9 protein-coding genes and 1 pseudogene are annotated in these 6434 nt (G+C 74.3%); 7 read left to right on the forward strand and 3 right to left on the reverse strand.

Features of this window, described 5'->3' with window-relative positions; genetic code table 11:
• Window positions 1–266: 266 nt before the first annotated feature.
• Both AB0F71_RS12665 and AB0F71_RS12670 read left to right on the forward strand, forming a co-directional pair.
• A complete protein-coding gene (locus AB0F71_RS12665) occupies window positions 267–440 on the forward strand; it encodes a CsbD family protein (RefSeq protein ID WP_360231778.1) in 174 nt (57 codons plus the stop codon).
• Window positions 441–554: 114 nt separating this feature from the next.
• Window positions 555–740 carry a hypothetical protein gene (locus AB0F71_RS12670; RefSeq protein ID WP_360231781.1) on the forward strand — a complete coding sequence of 62 codons (186 nt, stop codon included), beginning with the start codon at window positions 555–557 and terminating at the stop codon, window positions 738–740.
• Window positions 741–924: 184 nt separating this feature from the next.
• Here AB0F71_RS12670 and AB0F71_RS12675 read toward each other — a convergent pair whose 3' ends face one another.
• Together AB0F71_RS12675 and AB0F71_RS12680 are read right to left on the reverse strand one after the other, a co-directional pair.
• Entirely contained in the window at window positions 925–1485 is a 561-nt protein-coding gene (locus tag AB0F71_RS12675; RefSeq protein WP_360231784.1) for a type 1 glutamine amidotransferase domain-containing protein, read from the reverse strand.
• 74 nt (window positions 1486–1559) lie between these two features.
• A complete protein-coding gene (locus AB0F71_RS12680) occupies window positions 1560–1784 on the reverse strand; it encodes a DUF6480 family protein (RefSeq protein ID WP_360231787.1) in 225 nt (74 codons plus the stop codon).
• A gap of 188 nt (window positions 1785–1972) precedes the next feature.
• Between AB0F71_RS12680 and AB0F71_RS12685 the strand changes: the two genes are divergently transcribed.
• Both AB0F71_RS12685 and AB0F71_RS12690 read left to right on the forward strand, forming a co-directional pair.
• Entirely contained in the window at window positions 1973–2626 is a 654-nt protein-coding gene (locus AB0F71_RS12685) for a HemK2/MTQ2 family protein methyltransferase (RefSeq protein ID WP_360231790.1), read from the forward strand.
• 25 nt (window positions 2627–2651) lie between these two features.
• Window positions 2652–2864 carry a CDGSH iron-sulfur domain-containing protein gene (locus AB0F71_RS12690; RefSeq protein WP_360231810.1) on the forward strand — a complete coding sequence of 71 codons (213 nt, stop codon included), beginning with the start codon at window positions 2652–2654 and terminating at the stop codon, window positions 2862–2864.
• Here the strand turns inward: AB0F71_RS12690 and AB0F71_RS12695 are convergent.
• The gene (locus tag AB0F71_RS12695; protein WP_360231793.1) at window positions 2814–3854 is read right to left on the reverse strand and encodes an iron-containing redox enzyme family protein; all 1041 of its coding nucleotides are present in this window, start codon (window positions 3852–3854) and stop codon (window positions 2814–2816) included. The genes AB0F71_RS12690 and AB0F71_RS12695 overlap by 51 nt on opposite strands.
• Before the next feature lie 145 nt (window positions 3855–3999).
• Here AB0F71_RS12695 and ddaH point away from each other — a divergent pair, with 145 nt between their 5' ends.
• The 3 genes and pseudogenes from ddaH to AB0F71_RS12710 form a co-directional block, all read left to right on the forward strand.
• The gene (gene ddaH / locus AB0F71_RS12700; RefSeq protein ID WP_360231796.1) at window positions 4000–4827 is read left to right on the forward strand and encodes a dimethylargininase; all 828 of its coding nucleotides are present in this window, start codon (window positions 4000–4002) and stop codon (window positions 4825–4827) included.
• 20 nt (window positions 4828–4847) lie between these two features.
• The gene (locus AB0F71_RS12705; protein WP_360231799.1) at window positions 4848–5486 is read left to right on the forward strand and encodes an endonuclease; all 639 of its coding nucleotides are present in this window, start codon (window positions 4848–4850) and stop codon (window positions 5484–5486) included.
• 131 nt (window positions 5487–5617) lie between these two features.
• Window positions 5618–6434, forward strand: a pseudogene (locus AB0F71_RS12710) (NADH dehydrogenase subunit D); the annotation flags it as partial.

Raw genomic sequence — 6434 nt, forward strand, 5'->3', positions numbered from 1 at the left:
GGAGGAGCTCGCGCTGGAACAGGCCCTCCGGCGGCTCCCGCACCGCCCCCGACGAGCGGCCCGCCGCCGGCCTCCCCGCGGACGCCGAACCGCCGGACGCCGAACCGCCGGACGCCGAACCGCCGGACGCCGAACCGCCGGACGCCGAACCGCCGGACGCCGAACCGCCGGACGACGAGTCGGCGGACGGCGCGCATGGAACCGCGCTGCCCGGGCAGGCGCCGCAAGGGGCGGAGCTCGCCCCACCGGCGAAAGGAGCGTACGGCATGGGTACCTCGGACAAGATCCGCAACATGGCCGAGAAGGCCCGCGGCAAGGCGAAGGAGGCCGTCGGCCGGACGACGGGCGACCGCCCGATGGAGGCCGAGGGCCGCGTCGACCAGGTGAAGGGCGACCTCAAGCAAGCCGCCGAGAAGCTCAAGGACGCGGGCAAGCACTGAGACGCCGCCCGGAAGACCGTGACGTGGCACGTACGCCGAGACGTCCGTGTGATGAAGGTGCTGTTCGGCCCTGACATCGCGTCGGGGCGGAGGACGTTCGAGGAGGTGAGCAGGATGAGCGACGGGAAGGACCGCGCGCCGACAGAACCGGCGTCCCCGATCGAGACTCCCGAGTCGCGGATGACCGGCGAGGGCGGACCGCCGCCCGAACACGAGGAGAAGGGCCCGCAGGACGGCCCGGAGTACGAAGTCACCGAGCCCGCGGACGAACACCAGCCCGCTCCACCGGAGCGCGGCTGACGACACCGGCGGCCGGCGCGGGAGCGGCGGCCCGGGCTGTAGAGGTAGCCCGGGCGATGATCACATGATCCGCTCCCGCGCTGCAGTTCGCGGAGCCCGGCTTCGACGCCACCGGTCGGGCCGAGGTGGCGGTCCCCGACTCGGCGGGCCGGGCAACGGGCTCACGAGCAAGCTCAGTGGGACCTCACGATGTGGCCCCCAGCTTGAGCGCGGCGTCGATCCCGCGCAGGAACTGGTCGAGGTCGTCGGGTTTGCGCGAGGTCACGAGGCGCCAGCCGCCGGTGTCGTCCGTCACGAGCGCGGCGTCCGTCCAGGTCGCACCGGCGTTGGCGAGGTCGGTGCGCAGCGACGGGTAGGAGGTGAGCTCCTTGCCGTGCGCCACCCCGGCCTCGGCGAGCAGCCAGGGACCGTGGCAGATCGCGGCGACGGGGCGGCCGGACGTGGTGAAGGCGAGCAGGATGTCGACGGCTTCCCGGTGGGTCCGGAGGGTGTCGGCGTTGAGCGTGCCGCCGGGGATGAGGAGCAGGTCGTAGCCGGTGGCGTCCACCTCCTCGAGGGTGTGGGTCGGGCTCACCGTCTCGCCGGGCTCCTTGTCGCCGACGAGGGTGCGGATGTCGTCCCGGGTGGGGGCGGCGATGTCGACGTGCACACCGTCCTCGCGCAAGTGCTTGACGGGGACGAGGAGTTCGTCCTGCTCGACCCCGTAGTTGGTGACGATCGCCAGGGCCTTGGTGTCGCGGTTCACGGTTACCTCCTGCGGGTCGTGGTCGGGTGCGGCGCCGCCGGGCCGCGGGATACGGCCGGCACGCCCGGATCCGGTCAGGCCAGTACGAAGATCATGGCGACGAGCATGACCGCGACGGCCAGCGCCAACGCCACGATCACGACCGCGGGCCAGATGCCCCAGGCCCTGCGGAGTTCCACGGGTTCGGGATGGGAGATGCCGGACGTGCCCCCCTCGGCCGGCGGGGTGTCCCCACCCGGCAGGGTGCCGTGCTCGTTGAGCGCCGGGGTGTGGGCCGGGTCCGGGTCGGGTGTGGTCATGATGCGTCCAGGGTGGTGTGGGCTCCGATGCCGGGCGGCTTCCCGGGGCCCGTGGTCCGAAACCTCGCACGGAACCGGGCGGACCGGTTTCGCCGCCCCGAAACCGGCAAGCCGTCGGTCATGGGTGTTCCCACTACACCGCCGGCCGGCCCCGCCGCGCCGCCTCCCCCGAGAGGAGACCGGACGCCGTGCTGCTGATCAGACCGCCGGGTGTCTACCGGCCTCAGGGCGACACCGAACTGCTGGTCTCCTGCGTGCACCGCGAGCGCCTCGGCCGGGCCAGCCGGGTGCTCGACCTCTGCACCGGTACGGGGGCGGTCGCACTGGCGGCCGCGGACGACGGCGCCCGGGTGACGGCGGTGGACCTCTCCCGCCGGGCCGTGGCCACGGCCTGGCTCAACGCGCGGCTGCACCGCAGCCGGGTCCGGCTGCGCCGGGGCGATCTGCTGGCCCCGGTGGCGGAGCGCCGTTTCGACCTGATCACCGCCAATCCGCCCTACGTCCCGGCCGTGGCCCCCGCGGGCGGCCGACCCGGGCCCGGGCTCGCGTGGGACGCGGGGCCGGACGGACGGCTCGTCCTGGACCGGATCTGCCGGGAGGCACCCCGGCGGCTGGCCCCCGGGGGCGTGCTGCTCCTGGTGCAGTCCTCCCTCGCGGACGTCCCCGCCACGCTGGCGGCCCTCGGCGCGTCCGGGCTGCGGACGGCGGTGGCGGCCCGGCGCCGGCAGGCCTTCGGTCCGGTGATGACGGCGCGGGCCGCACTGTTCGAGCGGCTCGGGCTGATCGCTCCGGGCGAGCGCCACGAGGTCCTGGTGGTGGTGCGCGGTGTCCGGGAACGCTGACCGGCCCACGACCCGGGTGGTCGTGGTGCCCGGCGGTCCGCTGCTGGTCGAGGGACCGGTGGAGGTGGTCCTGCCGAACGGGGAGGTCCGGCGCTCCGAGCGACCGGTCGTGGCGCTCTGCGCGTGCCACCGCAGCCGGTGCTACCCGTTCTGCGACACCAGCCACCGTCGCCCCCGCAGGGGCAGCTCAAGCCGCGGTGACTCCCGCGGGGAGCGCGGGAAGGGCGGGGAGGGCTGAGCGCAGGGACGTGCGTCCGGCCCGCCAGCAGCCGAGCAGGTGGTCCGCGAACCGGCCCTCGACGACCTGCGCGGCAGCCAGACCGAAGGCGATGTCCGGTGCCAACTCCGGCTCGTCTGCGATTAGTTGCTCCACGACCCCACGCCGGACCAGCTGCTCGTGGACGGCGTCGGCCTCCACGTGCTCCCGGTAGAACAGGGTGCCGTCCGGCCCGCCGCCCAGTCGCTCCAGCGCGGCCGCCAGCCGTGCGGACCCCGGCGAGGAGGTGATCTCCAGGGCGGCGAACTGCCCGACGGCCGCTCCGCGCAGCGCCCGGTGCAGGCCGAAGAGCGTCATCAGGTTGACCACCGCCAGGGCGGGGGCCGGGACGAGGTCCAGGTAGCGGGCGTAGTCCGGTTCGAGGCCGAAGGCCGCCATCATCCGGGCGTACAGCCCCGCGTGGGCGCGTTCGGGGCGCCCTGCGCCGTACTCGTCGTAGACGATCGCCATCAGGACGGCCTGCGCCGGGCCGTGGATCCTTGGGAGCATCCACAGCTGCGGATCGGCCTCCTTGAGGTGGTAGACCGAGCGGTGCACCAGGTACTCGCGGACGTGCCGGAGGCCGCCCTCGTCGCGCAGGAAGTGGGACGGGCCGATGTCGTCCGGGGACTCCGTCAGCAGCTGGTCGAGGGCGTCCGAGACCGACCGGACGGGCTCCGCCTCGGCGCGCACCGCAGCGAGCAACGAGCGCTCCAGATCCCTTCGCAGGGTCAGCAGTTCGGGCTCCCACTCCCAGCCGGGAAGGACCCCGGGCAGCCCCCGGTCATGGAGTTCGTAGCACAGGTACAGCGCGAACTGGTGGTCCTCGCCCCAGGGGTCGGCGAACGGGCCCGGCGGCGCCAGCAACCGCCCCGCCCCCGGCGGCCCCGCGGTCACCAGCCCCAGCACCGCGGCCGACAACGGCCCGCGCGCGCCCCACCGCCCGTCCACCGCCCACTCCGCTCCGCCCATCGGCTCCCGCCTCCTCGCACACCCTTGCCCCCGCCCACCCGCCGGTGCGGCTACCCCACCCCGCCGAGGACTAACGCCCGGGCCGCGGCCCCGCTCCCGGTCCGCCACCAGGTTTCCCGCCCGCCGGTCCGGGCACGCGCGGCGCATGGACAAGTCCGGTTCCCCTCGGACGGCCCGGCGCCGCCGCTACCTGCTCTGCCCTCCGGTGCACTTCGCCGTGGAGTACGCCATCAACCCGTGGATGGACCCGGCCCGGCCGGTCGACCCGGGTACCGCGTTGCGGCAGTGGAACCGGCTGCGCACCGTCCTGCTCGCCCTCGGGCACCGCGTCGAACTCCTCGCTCCGCTGCCGGGGCTGCCGGACATGGTCTTCACCGCGAACGGCGCCACGGTCGTCGACGGCCGCGTCCTGGTCGCCCGCTTCCGGCACCACCAGCGCGCGGCGGAAGCGGACGCGCACCGGCGCTGGTTCGTGGCCGCTGGCTACCGGCCGGTGCACACGGCGGGGCCGATCAACGAGGGCGAGGGCGACTTCCTGCTCGCCGGGCCGCGGATCCTGGCCGCGACGGGCTTCCGCACGAGTCGGGCGGCGCACCGCGAGGCCCGTCGGCTGCTGGACCGGCCCGTGGTCACACTGACCCTGGTCGACCCGCGGTTCTACCACCTCGACACCGCGCTCACCGTCCTGGACGACGACCGGATCATGTACTACCCGCCCGCGTTCGCCCCCGCCAGCAGACGCCTGCTGCACACGCTCTACCCGCACGCGATCCTCGCCTCGGCGCAGGACGCGGCGACGTTCGGGCTCAACGCGGTCAGCGACGGCCGCCACGTCGTCCTGCCCGCGGGCGCGCACGGGCTGGCGGGCCGCCTCCACGCCGAGGGGTACGTGCCCGTACCGGTCCGGATGCCCGAACTCCTCAAGGGCGGCGGCGGGCCGAAGTGCTGCGTACTCGAACTGCGCCCTGCCTGACTCATGGAAAGGACCGTCCGATGGACACCGCCGACGTGACCGCCACGCTGCTGCGCGACCACGGGCGGACGTACGCCGAAGAAGCCGGCATCACCCTCCGCGACAAGCCCGCCCCGCTGTACCAGCTGCTGGTCCTCACCGTCCTCTGCTCGATCCGGATCAAGGCGGAGATCGCCACCGCCGCGGCCCGCGAGCTGTTCGCCGCGGGGCTCCGGACGCCGCGCGCGATGGCGGACTCCAGCTGGCAGGACCGGGTGGACGCGCTCGGCCGGGCGCACTACGTCCGGTACGACGAGAGCACCGCCACCGCCCTCGGGGACGGCGCCGCCCTGCTGCTCGACCGCTACGCGGGCGACCTGCGGAAGCTGCACGCGCGGGCCGACGGCGACCAGGGGAGGCTGCGCGAGCTGCTCCAGGAGGTACCGAGGATCGGACCGGTGGGCGCCGACATCTTCTGCCGCGAGGCCCAGGCCGTCTGGCCGGACCTGCGCCCGTTCTTCGACGAGCGCGCGTGCGCGACCGCCGCCGAACTCGGCCTGCCGCACACCCCGGACGGCCTCGCGAAACTCGTACCGGCGGCGGACTCGGCGCGGCTGGCGGCCGCCCTGGTGCGCGTGCGCCTGTCCAAGCGCGTGGCCGACACACGCCGAGCCGCCTGAACCCGGGCCGGCCGGCGCCGGGCGACCCAGCGGTGGCCCCGCGGCGACCCAGCGGTGGCCCCCGCCGGGGCCGCGGAGGCACGATCGAAGGACGGGCGCGACCGGCGGCCCGGGCGGAGGTCGGACGACTGATGAGCGGCACCGAGCACGAGCCGGCAGAAACACGGGACACGACCGAGGGCCGGGTCTACACCGTCACCGGCGGTGACTGGGACGAGGTCGCCGATGCCGTGCAGGCGCGCAAACGGGCGGACGACGAGCGGATCATCGTCAACATGGGCCCCCAGCACCCGTCCACCCACGGCGTGCTGCGGCTGATCCTGGAGATCGACGGCGAGACGGTGAAGGAGGCCCGCTGCGGCATCGGCTACCTCCACACCGGCATCGAGAAGAACATGGAGTTCCGCAACTGGGTCCAGGGCACCACCTTCGTGACCCGGATGGACTACCTGACCCCGCTGTTCAACGAGACCGCCTACTGCCTGGCGGTCGAGAAGCTGCTCGGCATCACCGACGACGTCCCGGACCGGGCCGGCGTCATCCGGGTGATGATGATGGAGCTCAACCGGGTCTCCTCGCACCTGGTGGCGCTGGCCGCCGGCGGGATGGAGATCGGCTCCACCACGCTGATGGTCTACGGCTTCCGGGACCGCGAGGTCGTCCTCGACGTCTTCGAGCTGGTGACGGGCCTGCGCATGAACCACGGCTACGTCCGGCCGGGCGGCCTGGCCCAGGACCTGCCCCCGGGCGCGGTGGACCAGATCCACGAGGCCGTGAAGCTGCTGCGCGCACGGCTGCCGGAGTACGACAAGCTGGCGACCCGCAACCCGGCCTTCAAGGCCCGGCTGGTCGGCGTCGGCTTCCTGGACCTGGCCGGCTGCCTGGCCCTGGGCGCCACCGGCCCGATCCTGCGCGCCACCGGCCTGCCGCACGACCTGCGCAAGACCG

Source organism: Kitasatospora sp. NPDC028055 (assembly GCF_040637885.1).
GTDB lineage: Bacteria > Actinomycetota > Actinomycetes > Streptomycetales > Streptomycetaceae > Kitasatospora.

What these genes read in the sequence shown, in the direction of transcription:
- AB0F71_RS12665 (WP_360231778.1), top strand. Translation starts at nt 267, where the DNA reads ATGGGTACCTCGGACAAGATCCGCAACATGGCCGAGAAGGCCCGCGGC.
- AB0F71_RS12670 (WP_360231781.1), top strand. Translation starts at nt 555, where the DNA reads ATGAGCGACGGGAAGGACCGCGCGCCGACAGAACCGGCGTCCCCGATC.
- AB0F71_RS12680 (WP_360231787.1), bottom strand. Translation starts at nt 1,784, where the DNA reads ATGACCACACCCGACCCGGACCCGGCCCACACCCCGGCGCTCAACGAG.
- AB0F71_RS12695 (WP_360231793.1), bottom strand. Translation starts at nt 3,854, where the DNA reads ATGGGCGGAGCGGAGTGGGCGGTGGACGGGCGGTGGGGCGCGCGCGGG.
- ddaH (WP_360231796.1), top strand. Translation starts at nt 4,000, where the DNA reads ATGGACAAGTCCGGTTCCCCTCGGACGGCCCGGCGCCGCCGCTACCTG.
- AB0F71_RS12705 (WP_360231799.1), top strand. Translation starts at nt 4,848, where the DNA reads ATGGACACCGCCGACGTGACCGCCACGCTGCTGCGCGACCACGGGCGG.